We start from the raw sequence: 12,225 nt of genomic DNA on the forward strand, positions 1-12,225 counted from the left end.
TTTGGCATTCTTGAGCAGATCGCGCAGCAGGCGCTGCACCTGATGGACCCGGAAGATGGGCACCGGCTCGCCATCAAGGGGTTACGCTTTGCCCCGCGTCCGCCGGCCCGGCCCGACGACAAGCGCCTGGCGGTTTCAGCCTTCGGTCTCGCATTTCCCAATCCGGTCGGCATCGCGGCGGGTTTCGACAAGAACGGTGAGGCGCTCGACGCGGCTCTCCGCGCCGGGTGCGGCTTTGCCGAGGCCGGCACCGTCACGCCGCGCCCGCAGGAGGGCAACCCGCGGCCGCGGCTGTTCCGCCTGCATGCCGATACGGCGGTCATCAATCGTATGGGCTTCAACAACGAAGGGCACGATGCCGTGCTCGCCCGCTTCAAGGCCCGTGCCGGGCGGCCGGGCATCGTCGGCATCAATGTCGGAGCTAACAAGGATGCGAGCGACCGTATCGCGGACTATGTCGCGGGTATCCGTGCCTTCGCGCCGTATGCGAGCTACTTCACCGTCAACGTCTCGTCGCCGAACACGCCGGGCCTGCGCGATCTGCAGCAGAAGGGCGTGCTCGACGAATTGCTCGGCCGCGTTCTCGAAGCGCGCGATGCAGCTTCGGTGCGCCGTCCGGTTCTGTTGAAGATCGCGCCAGACCTCGCACTCGGCGATCTTGACGACATCGTCGCGGTGGCACGCGCCCGCGCGATCGACGGCATGATCGTCTCGAACACCACGATCACGCGGCCCGATCTCAAGTCTCGCGCGCATGTAGGCGAGGCGGGCGGATTGTCCGGCGCGCCGCTCTTCCGTCTCGCGACGAAGATGCTGGCGGAGACCTATCTCCGCGTCGAAGGCGCGTTCCCGCTGATCGGTGTCGGCGGCATCTCGTCGGGCGCCGATGCAGTCGCCAAAGTGCGCGCGGGCGCGACACTGCTGCAGGTCTATTCGGCGCTGGTGTTCAAGGGTCTGTCGCTGATCGGCGAAATGAAATCCGGCGTGCTCGCGGAGATCGTGCGTGAGAAAGCTGACAGTGTTACGCCGCTGATCGGGCGTGATGCCGAGGCGGTTTCGCGCAGCTAACCCGCGATGCGCATGCCGCCGCCGGCCGTCTTGCCAAAGCCGCCGCGCGGTGTATCGGGCGACGACGGAACGAAGATCGGCATGCGAACGCCGCTGCCCGAAGTCGACGACTGCGCCGCGGTTTGCTGCTGCATCGCTTGCGCTGGCTGCGGTTGCGGACGGCCCATATAGGCGGCCGCGCCCGCGAACGTCGCCGCGAAGGCTGCCGTGCCCATCAACACAAGACGCAGATTTTCCGAGCGCTTCATGGTTGCGCATCAAACCAGAAATCTCAAAAAGTACGGTTAGGCCGTGGCTCGTATTTTCGGCGCACGCCGTAACGACTTATTCACCGTCTGATCACCAGCGCGACGCCGCCGAGGGTCAGCGCGGCGGCCGCGACTTCGCGCAAGCCCAGCGGCTCGCCGAGCATCGTTGCTGCCGCGACGACGCCGACGACCGGCACCGTCAGTGTGCCGATTGCGGCAGTCGATGGCGGAAAGCGGCGCAGCGTCGCGAACCAGGTCAGATAGCAGAGCCCCATCGGGATCAGCGTCGTGTAGGCGAGTGCGCCGAACGCCGGCAGGGACAGAAACGTCAAATCAGGCTTCTCGAACAGGAGGCCGAGTACGATCATCGGCGCGCAGCCGAGCCCGACCTGCCAGGCGACGAGCGCGATCGGGTCGATCGGCAGCGGCTCTCGCGCGATCACGCTGCCGAATGCAAAAGCGACCGCCGCCGCCAGCGCGAGCGCGATGCCGAACAGCGTGTGCGGGCCGAGCGCGAAGCAATGACCGGCGAAGAGCACGACGATGCCGGCCATGCCGAGGACCAGCGCCGCGATCTCGTAAAGGCCTGGCCGCTTGCCGAGGATCGGCCAGGCGAACAGCGTCGCCCACAGCGGCATCGTGTAGACGGTGAGCGCCGCCTCGCTGACCGCGAGATAGTTCATTGCCATCGTGCCGAAGCCCATCCACGCAAACACGTTGGTGAAGGCCGCGAATGTCAGGCGAGGCCAGACCGCACGCGGGACGCGCAGCGACTGACGGCTTGCCACCACGACGGCCGCGAGAATGAGCCCTGCCGCAACCCCCGATATGCCGCGGGCGAACAAAGGGGGCCATTCGCGCAGCAGGACCTTCATGACGGCCCAGTTGAGCCCCCATCCGACCACCGTGACTGCGAGGAAGAAAGGCCCGGCCAAACGGGCTTGTGACGTGCGATTCAGCATCCTGCCGATAAGCTAATCGATGATCGGCACGCTTTCGCCCTTTTTCGGATCGATGTTGGCAATGTTGCGTTTATGTTTAGAGCGTTAAGTTATTGCATCAGGAGATTCGACATCCATGTGCCGCTGGATTGCCTATAGGGGCGAACCGATCGCGCTGGAGCGCTACGTCACGGCGCCCTCTCATTCGCTCGTCGAGCAGAGCATTCGGGCGCTTGAGGCGACCGCATCGACCAACGGCGACGGCTTTGGTCTCGGCTGGTACGGCGACCACGGCGAGCCGGGGCTCTACCGTGAAGTACGTCCGGCCTGGTCGGACGAAAATCTCCGCCATCTCTGCCGCCACATCCGCTCGCATATGTTCTTCGCGCATGTCCGCGCCGCCACCGGCACGCCGACGACGCGCCCAAACTGCCATCCCTTCGCGCATCGCAACTGGCTGTTCATGCACAACGGCTTCATCGGCGACTGGTCGCTGATCCGCCGTAAGGTCGAAGCGCTGATCCCGGATGCTTATTATGCGTCCCGCGTCGGCACGACGGATTCGGAAGCCGTCTTCCTCGCGATCTTGGGGGCCGGTGTCGACAAGGACCCGTTGCGGGCGACGGTCGAGACGCTCTACGCGCTGACCGATCTCGTACGTGCGAGCGGGACGCCGGAGCCGCTGCGCTTCACGTCGTCGCTCTCCGACGGCCGCAATCTTTATGCGTTCCGCTACGTCTACAACGGCAAGTCCAACACGCTCTATTATCGCGAGGCGGCCGGCAGCGTCGTCGTCGCCTCCGAGCCGCTCGACACCGAGCGCGACTTCTGGAAGCCGGTCCCGGAAAACCACGTGCTGATCTCGCGCGAGGGCCAACGCGTCACGCTGGTGCCATTCGAAGAGATCGTTGCGCCGCAGCGTGTCGCGGCGGAGTAACATCACGCAAAACGTCTCGGTCGTCATGGCCAGGCTTGTCCGGGCCATCCACGTCTTACTCCTTTGCAGATTCAGCCAAGACGTGGATGGCCCGCATGAAGCGGGCCATGACGGAGTTTGATTGCTGGCTTCGGTGCACTGAGCACGATGAGCCCGAAACCGCAGGGTTCACACCGGCTCACCGATCTGTCTAACTCCGGCATCCAATCAAAAATGTCGGAAACGCCAGAATGATCGAAGAAGCCCCGCTGCTCACCGTCAAGCGCAACTTCAAGCGCCCCGCCGACGAAATCGTCGCGGCCTTCAAGGGCGTCATGCTCGGCAACATCTGCGATGCGATGGGCGGCGTCGGCGCGATGGACTACCGCATTAAGGCTTGCTCGGGCCTGCCCGACACTTTCGTCGGCGTCGCGCTGCCGTGCTACTGCGGCCCGGGCGACAATCTCGCGGTCAGCGCCGCCGTTGCGCTCGCGAAAGCCGGCGACGTTATCGTCGCGGCGGCGGACGGCTTCACCGGCACCGGCATTATCGGCGACCAGATCGTCGGCATGATGAAGAACCGCGGCATCGCGGCCTTCGTCACCGACGGCGTTGCGCGCGACCTCGCGGACCTGCGCAAGATCGGCCTGCCGGTTTGCGCCAAGGGTGTGACGCCGAACTCGGTGCATCGCTCCGGCCCCGGCACGGTCGGGCTGCCCGTGACCTGCGGCGGCGTCCGCGTCGAGGCCGGCGACATCGTCGTCGGCGACGTCGACGGCGTGGCGGTGATCCCCCAGGCCATCGCGGCCGAGGTGCTGGAGAAGGTCAAAGCGATCCGAGAACTCGAAAAGGGCCTTTGGGCGAAGGTCGTCGGCGGCCTCGATGCGCCCCCGTTCGGCGTCGCGACGCTGGAGGGCGGCCGGGTCAAGTTCGTGGATTAGCGGCTAAAACGCCTCTAAGCCTTTCGTTTCGCACCCGCGAATGCTAAGCGGGCGGCCATGACGACGGCCCCCATCGACAACATCCGCAACTTCTCGATCGTTGCGCATATCGACCATGGCAAATCGACGCTCGCCGACCGGCTGATTCAGCTCACCGGCGGGCTCGAACAGCGCGAAATGGTCGAGCAAGTGCTTGATTCCATGGATATCGAGCGCGAACGGGGAATCACGATCAAGGCGCAGACCGTGCGCCTGAAGTATCGCGCCAAGGACGGCAAGGATTACATCCTCAACCTGATCGACACGCCCGGTCACGTCGACTTCGCCTACGAGGTCAATCGCTCGCTTGCGGCGGTCGAGGGTTCGCTCCTCGTCGTGGATGCCTCGCAGGGTGTCGAGGCGCAGACGCTCGCCAACGTTTATCACGCGATCGACAACGGCCACGAGATCGTGCCGGTGCTCAACAAGGTCGACCTTCCGGCCGCCGAGGTCGACAAGGTCAAAAGCCAGATCGAGGACGTGATCGGCCTGGACGCGTCGGACGCGATCGGCATCTCGGCGAAGACCGGCCTCAACGTCGATCAGGTTCTCGAAGCCATCGTCACGCGCCTGCCGTCGCCGAAAGGCGATGTCTCGGCGCCGCTCAAAGCGCTGCTGGTCGATAGTTGGTACGACGTTTATCTCGGCGTCATCGTGCTGGTGCGCATCGTCGACGGCACCATGAAGGCCGGCCAGAAGATCAAGATGATGGGCACGGGCGCGACCTACGAAGTCGACCGCGTCGGCGTGTTCACACCGAAGAAGCTCGAAGTGTCTCAGCTCGGCCCGGGCGAGATCGGGTTCCTCACGGCGTCGATCAAGGAAGTCGCCGACACACGCGTCGGCGACACCGTGACGGACGACAAGCGCCCGACCGCGTCGGCGCTCACCGGCTTCAAGCCGGCGATCCCGGTCGTCTTCTGCGGTCTCTTCCCGGTCGATGCTGCGGCGTTCGAGGACTTGCGCGCCGCGATGGGCAAGCTGCGCCTCAACGACGCGAGCTTCACCTTCGAGATGGAGACGAGCGCCGCGCTCGGCTTCGGTTTCCGCTGCGGCTTCCTCGGTCTCCTGCATCTCGAGATTATTCAGGAGCGGCTGGAGCGCGAGTTTAACCTCGACCTTATCGCGACGGCGCCGAGCGTCATCTATCGCATGAAGATGAACAACGGCGACGAAATCGAGATTCACAATCCGGCCGACATGCCGGACGTCGTGAAGATCGCCGAGATCGAAGAGCCGTGGATCGAAGCGACGATCCTGACGCCGGACGATTACCTCGGTGCTGTGCTGAAGCTCTGCCAGGATCGCCGCGGCATTCAGCGCGAGCTCTCATACATCGGCGCGCGCGCGATGGTGAAATACGAGCTGCCGCTCAACGAAGTGGTCTTCGATTTCTACGATCGCCTGAAGTCGGTGTCGAAAGGCTACGCGTCGTTCGATTATGCGCTGACGGACTATCGCGCCAGCGATCTCGTCAAGATGCAGATCCTCGTCAATGCCGAACCGGTCGATGCGCTCTCGATGCTCGTGCATCGCACGCGCGCGGAATCGCGCGGCCGCGCAATGGTCGAAAAGCTGAAAGAGTTGATCCCGCCGCACATGTTCCAAGTGCCGATCCAGGCCGCGATCGGCGGTAAGGTGATTGCGCGCGAAACCGTGCGTGCGCTGCGCAAGGACGTCACCGCGAAGTGCTACGGCGGCGACATCACGCGTAAGCGCAAGCTTCTGGAGAAGCAGAAGGAAGGCAAGAAAAAGATGCGCCAATACGGGAAGGTCGACATCCCGCAAGAGGCGTTCATCGCCGCGCTGAAGGTGGATGTTTAACGCTAGGTGATGAACTCTAGGCAGATGTAAAGTCATGCGACAGTGTGCGATAGCCGCTTTCCTTGCACCGAAATAGATTGTGCCATTCGCCCCTATCATGATCAGCACGAAACTTCAGTCCTGCTGTTGCTAGAAGCGAGGGAGAGTTTTCTGGAGTTTCCGATGCGCTTCGAAAGAAGATTCCATTCTCCAAAGCTTTTCTGCTAGCCCGACCCCAGTTCACCATTCCGTCGCGGGCCACTACGAAACCTACTTCGCGGTCGGAAACTTCCACCCAGCGAAGTCCTGCAGCTTGCCATGATACGTCAAGGTGGTTTCGAAGTGCTTCTAAGTTGTGAATAGTGAATTCACCGACGGCAAAGCCTCTCACCTCATCTTGAGGCATCAAAAGTTGGGCTGCAAAATTGTTGGCTTCTGCTTCCAAGCCTTCAATTCCGAATTGGTGCATATGCTCGTGAGTGTCGCGAAACTCTTCAGCAAGGTGCCGATGGCCGATGAAGTGGCCTATTTCGTGAGCTAATGTGAAGTTTCTACGGCCTGATGAAGCGATCCGTGAATTGACGATCGCACACCATGTCTTTTGGCCTGTCTTCACCAATGCGCCATCGAATTCATCCAACTCTCGGAACTCGATCTGCAGCTCATCTCCGTCGGATGACCTGTTTACAATCTCTCGAACGACATCTTGAAGGCAGATAGGATAAGCGCGCGGGCCTGCAGTGCGCCAAATGCTAGTGAGACGATTGGCTTCTTTGATCGGCTTCATTTCCGATTTTTTGCGAGGCCATCGACGACTGACATCAAAGTATCGATGTCGCGCTTCGACAACTGCTTCTGCGATACTTTTCGGAACAGTGCGGTGACGGCCTGATCTTTCGAAGGTTCTGTTGCGTTGTCATCAAGCAGAAAGTCTGGAGCGACGTTCAGCGCTGTTGCGATTTTTAAGAGCAAATCAGCGGATGGCCTCGCCGTCCTCTTATTTTCCAGCTGCCAGATGTAGGCCTTCTTCGAGCTTACTACGTCTGCGAAACTCTCTAGCGTGTACCCACGTTCGATCCGAAGTTTTCGAATCTTCTCGCCCACGCCATCTGACATCTCATTCCCGCAGTATTGTTATTGCCCCTTGACAGTATAGCGATCGCAATACAGTATTGCAATTGCGATACATAAGTATCGTGAATAAAAACCTACTGGAGTGCGGCCTATGAAGTTCCAGGTTTTTCAAGGAAGTGACGGAAAGTACTACTGGCGTGCTCGCGGTGCTAATGGCGAGCCGTTGTGCCATTCAGAGGCGTACAATCAAAAGGCGTCGGCTTTGCACACGATCAACTTGATCAAACGCGAAGCTTCCACGGCTCCGATTGAAGATCTGAGTGTCGCGAAGTCGACGGGAACCTACGGTCGCTAAATCCCCCGTCGATAACCCCCTGGTGAAAACGCAGACCGAAAGGTCTGCGTTTTTTTGTTCCAGCTGTTCTGTTGCTTCTTACTGAGCCGCTCTACAAGTCTCACTTCAATCCGGGAGTTTGGCGAATGCGTGTTGCGGGGAAAATCGTCGTCGTCACGGGCGGTGGAGGCGGGATCGGCAAGGCGCTCGCCGAAGCGTTTCATCGTGAGGGCGCGAAACACGTCGTGGTTGCGGATCGCGATGCCGGCGCGGCGGAGGCTGTAGCGAAAGCGATCGGCGGCACCGCACATGCCGGTGATGTCGGCGACGAGAACACGATCAAGACGATCATCGACGAGACCGAGAAGAATATCGGCCCGATCGACCTCTTCTGCTCCAACGCAGGCGTCGGCGGTTTCCGGACCGGCGACGATAGCGCAGGCTCGCCCCCGAATGAATCATGGGCGCTCGGCTGGAGCGTCAACGTCATGGCCCATGTCTACGCGGCGCGCCATCTCGTGCCGTTGATGAAGACGCGCGGCGGCGGCACCTTCATGAATACGGTGTCGGCCGCTGGCTTGCTGAGCCAAGTCGGCAATCCGGTTTATGCGGTGACGAAGCACGCGGCGGTTGGTTTCGCCGAGTATCTAGCGTTGACGCACAAAGACGATGGGATTCGCGTTTCGATCCTGTGCCCGCAAGGCGTAGACACCGCGATGCTGCGCGCGAGCGGCGGTGGTCCGCAGAATCTCGACGGCGTGTTGACGCCGGAGCAATGCGCGCAAGCGGCCATCGATGGGCTTGCTGCCGAGACCTTCTGCATTTTGCCGCACCCGGTGGTCGGCGACTATATGAAGAAAAAGACCGACAACTACGATCGCTGGATCGGCGGCATGGCGAAGATGCGCCGCGCGCTCGTCGCCGGCAAAAATTAGCCGCCGGCATCCCGGCAAACAAAAAAGGCCGCCATCGCTGGCGGCCTTTTCGTTTGAGCGCTGTAAACGATCAGCGGCGCTGTTGCTGCTGCGGAGCGCGTTGCTGCTGTTGCGGCTGGCGCTGTTGCTGCTGCGGCTGCTCCGGCTCTTCCTCTTCTTCGTCACCACCGCCCGAGAGCTGCGACTTGATCGAGAACGAGAGCAGCGGACCCGCGACGTCGACGATCTCGGCGCCCGAGATGCCGGTCTGTGCATTGTATTGGCCGACCAGCATGATGACGCGGCCGACATGCTGCGACATATCGAGCGGACCGGCCGGGCCAGCGACAGCCTGCGGCTTCGTATCGATGCCCTCGGACTGCTCGTTGTTGGTGTACAGCACCGTGACTTGATTGCCCGGCAGCGCGATCCCGACGTAGCAAATTTCCTGCTCGGTGCGGCACGCGAACATTCCCGGCTGCGGTGCCGGCGGCTGCTGCTGCGCTTGCGGCGGCGGAGCCTGCTGGCCGCGCGGCTGACCTTGCGGGGCTTGCTGCTGTTGCGGCGGCGGTGCCTGGCGCGGTTGGCCCGATGGGCTGGTCTGCGGGCGCTGCGGTTGCTGTTGTTGTGCGTAAGCCGGTACTGCCAGCATCGTGGCGATAGCCGCGGCTGTAATCAAAAGACGCATACGACGTCCTTCCTTATTTCCAGGTTTTCGGGGCGACAGCGGCGAGAAGCGGCAGACTATCGAGAATGTGACGAAGCGCAAGCCCGCGGGCGTACTCTAACGTGTTGAGAAGAACACTCGATCACCGTGCGAGCAGCGCATCGGCCTCGGCCTTTACGGCAACTTCGAGGCCGCGAAAGCCATGCCGTGCGTCCGCGACGTTGACGAACCGCGCCGAAACCCCACGCTTGGCGAGCTCCGCCACATAGCTTTCAGCGACGGCCGGGCTCGTGTTGGAATCGCCGCTCCCCGATAAAGCGACGACCGTCGTCGATCGCGGCACTTGGCTCGCGACATCCATCGGCGAGAGGCTGCGGCTCCAATTGTGTCCGCGTGCACGCTGCCACGCGGCAAGGTCGCACGGGCAGGAGACGAGCACGGCCGCATCGATCAATCCCGCCCGCCGGCCGAGGATCACGCCGCCGATGGCAGCGCCGCCGGAGTGTCCGACATAGACAACGCGGCTTGCCTGGTAGTGTTTGCGCAGCGCATCGATTGCCGCGCCGACCGCATTGACGACGGCAGGCGTGTAGTTGTCCTGCCGCCCGAGCGCGTCGCCGCCGCTTTTCCGTCCGGTAGAATTCGGGTAGCCGGGCCGCGTCAGCGCGACCGCGATCACGCCCGGCCGAGCAAGCTGTTCGGCGAAGCGTTCGTGATAAGTCGCGCGTCCACCGTCCGAGATATCGCCGTGGACGACAACGACAAGCGTCGGCGAGGGACCGGCTGTGTCGCGTCCGTAAGTGCTGGTCAATAGACACCAGCCGCCCGCGAACACGTGGGTCGCGATGTCGGATCGGGGAGGGCATTCGGCCCGCGCGATACCGGCGGCGCCAAGCCAGACAGCCAGAATGAGGGCGAAACGGACGAGCACCGGGGACTTTCTTCACGCCGCATGCGGCAAATGCCGAAAAAGCGCAGCCAAGCCGGCCGAGTTTATGGCACAACGCAGATCGCTCAAAAGGGTCGCTAGAAACACCAGGGAGTAGAAATGCCCTTCGACAAGGCTTCCGACGCGCTGTCGCGCTTCACGGTTCTCGATTTGACGCGCGTGCGCGCCGGCCCGACCTGCGTCCGCCAGCTCGGGGATTGGGGCGCCAACGTCATCAAGATCGAGATGCCGGAAGGCCTCGAGACCGGCGAAGCGCTCGGCGGCGCGCGCGAGGGCTCCGACTTCCAGAACCTGCATCGCAACAAGCGCAGCCTGACGCTCAACCTCAAAGACCCGAAGGGCGTGGCGATCTTTAAGCGCCTGGTCGAGAAGGCCGACGTCATCGTCGAGAACTACCGACCGGACGTGAAGGATCGCCTCGGCATCGGTTACGCGGACGTCGAGAAGATCAACCCGCGCATCGTCTATGCGAGCATCTCGGGCTTCGGCCAGGACGGCCCCTACGTGAAGCGTCCCGGCTTCGACCAGATCGCGCAGGGCATGGGCGGCTTGATGTCGATCACCGGTGCGCCGGGTGAAGGCCCGATGCGCGTCGGCATTCCGGTGGCGGATCTCTGCGGCGGCCTGTTCGCCGCGATGGGTATCCTCACGGCGCTCCTCGAACGCGAGGTCTCCGGCAAAGGGCAGTGGATCAAGACCTCGCTGCTGCAGGCGCAGATCTTCATGCTCGACTTCCAGGCCTCGCGCTGGCTGATGGAAAAGCAGGTCGCCAAGCAGGCCGGCAACAATCACCCGACCTCGATCCCGACCGGCGCCTTCAAGACGAAGGACGGCTACATCAACATCGCGACTGCGGGCGGCAAGATCTACGAACGCTTCTGCCACGCGATCGAAGCGCCGGACCTCATCACGCATCCGGATTATGCGGGCCGCGAGTTACGCTCGAAGAATCGCGACGCGCTGAATGCCGAGATCGACAAGCGTCTCGCCGGCCGCACCAGCGCCGAATGGATCGAGCGTCTCAACGCCGAAGGCGTGCCGTGCGGCCCGATCTATGCGATCGACGAGATGTTTGCCGATCCGCAGGTGAAGCATTTGAAGATGGCGCAGAGCGTGAAGCGCAAGGACGGCTCGTCGTTCGAGCTCGTCGGCCAGCCCTTCACGATGTCGCGCACGCCGAGCAGCCTGAAAGTCGCTCCGCCGGCCGTCGGCGAACAGACCGACGAGATTCTCGGCGAGTTCGGCTTCTCGGACAACGAAGTCGCGGAATTCCGCAAAGCCAACATCGTGTGAGGAACCATGCACGGAACATCTGAAGCCGACAAAGTCCTCTCGCGCGTCGAAAACGGCGTCGGCTGGATCACCTTCAACAATCCGGAACGCCGCAACGCGATGTCGCTCGATATGTGGGCACGCACCGCTGACTATCTTGAAGCCTACGCGAAGGACGACAAGGTTCGCGTCGTCGTGCTCACGGGTGCGGGCGACAAGGCCTTCGTCTCCGGTGCCGACATTTCGAAATTCGGCACCGAACGCTCGACGCCCGAGGCGATTGCGCAATATGCCGAGACGACGAAGCGCGTGAACGATCAGCTTTACGCTTATCCGAAACCGACGATCGCGATGATCCGCGGCTATTGCGTCGGCGGCGGTCTCGGCCTGGCGCTCGCCTGCGATCTGCGCTTCTGCGTCACCGGTTCGCAGTTCTCGGTGCCGGCCGCAAAGCTCGGCCTCGGTTACGCGTATCCGGGCATCAAGCGTCTGGTCGACACGGTCGGCATCGCATTCGCGAAGGAGATTTTCTTCACCGCGAAGCTGTTCACGTCGCAGCAGGCTTATGAGATGGGCCTTGTCAATCGCGTCGTACCGGAGGCCGAACTCGCCGCTTTCGTCGACGACTATGCGCAGACGATCGCCGGCAATGCACCGCTGACCGTGAACTCGACGAAGTTCATCATCGATCAATCGGCCGCGCTCGATCCGGACTTGGAGAAGTGCGATGCCATGGTCGCGGCGTGCTTCGCCAGCAGCGATTACCGCGAAGGTCGCTCTGCCTTCATGGAAAAGCGCAAGCCGAAGTTTACCGGCAGCTGAATCGTAGCCCCACCCTCCGCTCACCCCCGCGAACGCGGGGGTCCAGCTTGCGCGCGGTAGCGCGCAGAAAACTCGCAATGATGCTCACGTTGCTCTGCTCGGCTTAGTCTGGATTCCCGCTTCCGCGGGAATGAGCGGAGGATGGGACGAGCGCTCGTCGCAAAACTCGCTCAAGCAAAAAGGCCCCGGCAACTCAATGCCGGGGCCTTTCTCGCTCAGCCAGGTGTGGAGCTGGCT

The 12,225-nt window shown here is 62.4% G+C and carries 14 protein-coding genes; 8 read left to right on the forward strand and 6 right to left on the reverse strand.

Features of this window, described 5'->3' with window-relative positions; translation table 11 throughout:
- Positions 1–42 precede the first annotated feature (42 nt).
- On the forward strand, positions 43–1,068 hold the full coding sequence (locus tag GJW30_RS04665) for a quinone-dependent dihydroorotate dehydrogenase (protein WP_208408199.1): 1,026 nt from the start codon (positions 43–45) through the stop codon (positions 1,066–1,068).
- On the opposite strand, the gene GJW30_RS04670 is transcribed toward GJW30_RS04665, so the two are convergent.
- Both GJW30_RS04670 and GJW30_RS04675 read right to left on the reverse strand, forming a co-directional pair.
- Positions 1,065–1,316: a hypothetical protein gene (locus GJW30_RS04670; protein WP_096352269.1), complete on the reverse strand. Its 252-nt coding sequence runs from the start codon at positions 1,314–1,316 to the stop codon at positions 1,065–1,067. The genes GJW30_RS04665 and GJW30_RS04670 overlap by 4 nt on opposite strands.
- An 80-nt stretch (positions 1,317–1,396) precedes the next feature.
- Positions 1,397–2,251 (reverse strand): DMT family transporter, encoded by an 855-nt coding sequence (locus tag GJW30_RS04675; protein WP_347337729.1) that lies wholly within the window; start codon positions 2,249–2,251, stop codon positions 1,397–1,399.
- A gap of 142 nt (positions 2,252–2,393) precedes the next feature.
- Here GJW30_RS04675 and GJW30_RS04680 point away from each other — a divergent pair, with 142 nt between their 5' ends.
- The 3 genes from GJW30_RS04680 to lepA all read left to right on the forward strand — a co-directional run bounded on the left by GJW30_RS04680 (position 2,394) and on the right by lepA (position 5,977).
- Positions 2,394–3,194: a class II glutamine amidotransferase gene (locus GJW30_RS04680; RefSeq protein ID WP_096352275.1), complete on the forward strand. Its 801-nt coding sequence runs from the start codon at positions 2,394–2,396 to the stop codon at positions 3,192–3,194.
- A gap of 230 nt (positions 3,195–3,424) precedes the next feature.
- Positions 3,425–4,114 carry an RraA family protein gene (locus tag GJW30_RS04685; protein ID WP_096352278.1) on the forward strand — a complete coding sequence of 230 codons (690 nt, stop codon included), beginning with the start codon at positions 3,425–3,427 and terminating at the stop codon, positions 4,112–4,114.
- 57 nt (positions 4,115–4,171) lie between these two features.
- Positions 4,172–5,977 carry a translation elongation factor 4 gene (gene lepA, locus GJW30_RS04690; RefSeq protein WP_096352281.1) on the forward strand — a complete coding sequence of 602 codons (1,806 nt, stop codon included), beginning with the start codon at positions 4,172–4,174 and terminating at the stop codon, positions 5,975–5,977.
- A gap of 16 nt (positions 5,978–5,993) precedes the next feature.
- Here lepA and GJW30_RS04695 read toward each other — a convergent pair whose 3' ends face one another.
- A complete protein-coding gene (locus GJW30_RS04695) occupies positions 5,994–6,743 on the reverse strand; it encodes an ImmA/IrrE family metallo-endopeptidase (protein ID WP_096352284.1) in 750 nt (249 codons plus the stop codon).
- Complete coding sequence (locus GJW30_RS04700) at positions 6,740–7,072, reverse strand: helix-turn-helix domain-containing protein (RefSeq protein WP_096352287.1); 333 nt, start codon at positions 7,070–7,072, stop codon at positions 6,740–6,742. Before GJW30_RS04700 ends, GJW30_RS04695 begins: the two co-directional genes overlap by 4 nt.
- A gap of 109 nt (positions 7,073–7,181) precedes the next feature.
- Here GJW30_RS04700 and GJW30_RS23180 point away from each other — a divergent pair, with 109 nt between their 5' ends.
- Both GJW30_RS23180 and GJW30_RS04710 read left to right on the forward strand, forming a co-directional pair.
- Positions 7,182–7,385 carry a YegP family protein gene (locus tag GJW30_RS23180; protein WP_096352290.1) on the forward strand — a complete coding sequence of 68 codons (204 nt, stop codon included), beginning with the start codon at positions 7,182–7,184 and terminating at the stop codon, positions 7,383–7,385.
- 125 nt (positions 7,386–7,510) lie between these two features.
- The gene (locus tag GJW30_RS04710; protein WP_096352293.1) at positions 7,511–8,299 is read left to right on the forward strand and encodes an SDR family oxidoreductase; all 789 of its coding nucleotides are present in this window, start codon (positions 7,511–7,513) and stop codon (positions 8,297–8,299) included.
- A gap of 70 nt (positions 8,300–8,369) precedes the next feature.
- On the opposite strand, the gene GJW30_RS04715 is transcribed toward GJW30_RS04710, so the two are convergent.
- A complete protein-coding gene (locus tag GJW30_RS04715; RefSeq protein WP_096352296.1) occupies positions 8,370–8,966 on the reverse strand; it encodes a hypothetical protein in 597 nt (198 codons plus the stop codon).
- A 121-nt stretch (positions 8,967–9,087) separates the two neighbouring features.
- Positions 9,088–9,876, reverse strand: a complete 789-nt coding sequence (locus GJW30_RS04720; RefSeq protein ID WP_096352299.1) for an alpha/beta hydrolase family protein — start codon at positions 9,874–9,876, stop codon at positions 9,088–9,090.
- A 117-nt stretch (positions 9,877–9,993) separates the two neighbouring features.
- Here GJW30_RS04720 and GJW30_RS04725 point away from each other — a divergent pair, with 117 nt between their 5' ends.
- Together GJW30_RS04725 and GJW30_RS04730 are read left to right on the forward strand one after the other, a co-directional pair.
- Positions 9,994–11,187, forward strand: a complete 1,194-nt coding sequence (locus tag GJW30_RS04725) for a CaiB/BaiF CoA transferase family protein (RefSeq protein WP_096352301.1) — start codon at positions 9,994–9,996, stop codon at positions 11,185–11,187.
- A 6-nt stretch (positions 11,188–11,193) separates the two neighbouring features.
- Entirely contained in the window at positions 11,194–11,988 is a 795-nt protein-coding gene (locus tag GJW30_RS04730; RefSeq protein ID WP_096352303.1) for an enoyl-CoA hydratase, read from the forward strand.
- Positions 11,989–12,225: the final 237 nt, after the last annotated feature.

It is taken from the genome of Variibacter gotjawalensis, assembly GCF_002355335.1.
Classification (GTDB): domain Bacteria; phylum Pseudomonadota; class Alphaproteobacteria; order Rhizobiales; family Xanthobacteraceae; genus Variibacter; species Variibacter gotjawalensis.

What these genes read in the sequence shown, in the direction of transcription:
- GJW30_RS04665 (WP_208408199.1), top strand. Translation starts at nt 43, where the DNA reads ATGGACCCGGAAGATGGGCACCGGCTCGCCATCAAGGGGTTACGCTTT.
- GJW30_RS04670 (WP_096352269.1), bottom strand. Translation starts at nt 1,316, where the DNA reads ATGAAGCGCTCGGAAAATCTGCGTCTTGTGTTGATGGGCACGGCAGCC.
- GJW30_RS04680 (WP_096352275.1), top strand. Translation starts at nt 2,394, where the DNA reads ATGTGCCGCTGGATTGCCTATAGGGGCGAACCGATCGCGCTGGAGCGC.
- GJW30_RS04685 (WP_096352278.1), top strand. Translation starts at nt 3,425, where the DNA reads ATGATCGAAGAAGCCCCGCTGCTCACCGTCAAGCGCAACTTCAAGCGC.
- lepA (WP_096352281.1), top strand. Translation starts at nt 4,172, where the DNA reads ATGACGACGGCCCCCATCGACAACATCCGCAACTTCTCGATCGTTGCG.
- GJW30_RS04695 (WP_096352284.1), bottom strand. Translation starts at nt 6,743, where the DNA reads ATGAAGCCGATCAAAGAAGCCAATCGTCTCACTAGCATTTGGCGCACT.
- GJW30_RS04700 (WP_096352287.1), bottom strand. Translation starts at nt 7,072, where the DNA reads ATGTCAGATGGCGTGGGCGAGAAGATTCGAAAACTTCGGATCGAACGT.
- GJW30_RS23180 (WP_096352290.1), top strand. Translation starts at nt 7,182, where the DNA reads ATGAAGTTCCAGGTTTTTCAAGGAAGTGACGGAAAGTACTACTGGCGT.
- GJW30_RS04710 (WP_096352293.1), top strand. Translation starts at nt 7,511, where the DNA reads ATGCGTGTTGCGGGGAAAATCGTCGTCGTCACGGGCGGTGGAGGCGGG.
- GJW30_RS04715 (WP_096352296.1), bottom strand. Translation starts at nt 8,966, where the DNA reads ATGCGTCTTTTGATTACAGCCGCGGCTATCGCCACGATGCTGGCAGTA.
- GJW30_RS04725 (WP_096352301.1), top strand. Translation starts at nt 9,994, where the DNA reads ATGCCCTTCGACAAGGCTTCCGACGCGCTGTCGCGCTTCACGGTTCTC.
- GJW30_RS04730 (WP_096352303.1), top strand. Translation starts at nt 11,194, where the DNA reads ATGCACGGAACATCTGAAGCCGACAAAGTCCTCTCGCGCGTCGAAAAC.